At 47.9% G+C, this 896-nt stretch carries 1 protein-coding gene; it reads right to left on the reverse strand.

The genetic code is table 11. The features are described 5' to 3' along the window. Positions 1-115 precede the first annotated feature (115 nt). Entirely contained in the window at positions 116-823 is a 708-nt protein-coding gene (locus tag SSCH_RS07475) for an ExeA family protein (protein WP_052835441.1), read from the reverse strand. Between the last annotated feature and the right edge of the window lie 73 nt (positions 824-896).

The following is an 896-nucleotide window of genomic DNA, read 5'->3' on the forward strand; positions in this document are numbered from 1 at the left end:
AAGTCTAGCTAGATAATGCCAGTCAGTGTGCATAGTGTGGATAATGTAGAGATCCCCCCAGCACCCAAACCAAACCTGTCATGGATACTGAGAGGATCCTTACCCTTTAATTACCTTACCCCGCTGTGCCACGCTGCCTTTCCATATCAGCAAGAATACGCCCGATATCTTTGTCCTCAACCACATCACTGCCCCTTTGCTGTGCATCGTAGAGGGCATACGTGCAAATATGATTTATCAATCGGTGAATACCCTGAGTTGCTGAGTAGATCAACTGCAAAGCACTATCGGAAAATAAAGGGGAGGTCATCGCCGCTGTCTTCATCTGATGCCGAATGTAGTCTGCAGATTCCTCCTCAGTCAACCCGGTAAGATGGAAACGCAGTTGGATGCGCTGTGCTACAGCCTCAAACTTGTTCTTGCGCAAAGTCCTCCTCAATTCAGACTGACCCACCAGGATCAGTGTAAACAGGGACACAGAATCCATCTGCTGGTTCAAGGCAAAGCGTAATTCCAGGAGCATGGCCGGAGTAATATCCTGTGCCTCATCTATGATTACAACCAGAGATTTATCCCTTCGCTCTACCCTTGTACGCAGTACCTCTTCAAAAAGGCGTTTTGCTTTTGTCAGGGAGAATAAAGGCTCCTCACCCAGATGACGCAGCATTTCCCCATAGAAATCCCGTGGTTTCATCCCTGCCTGGCTTAAGTAAATAACTTGGTAGCGCATAGGATCAAGGGTTTGCACCAGATGGCGAACAAGTGTTGATTTCCCGCTTCCTACCTCCCCTGTGAGTACTCCAAAATAACGGTGTTGGACCATCAACTACATACGGGCAAGCGCTTCCATGTAGCTGATGAACCGAATAACATTTCATTCTTGGGGTTCCGGGAAA

The organism is Syntrophaceticus schinkii (genome assembly GCF_000946815.1).
GTDB lineage: Bacteria > Bacillota > DSM-12270 > Thermacetogeniales > Thermacetogeniaceae > Syntrophaceticus > Syntrophaceticus schinkii.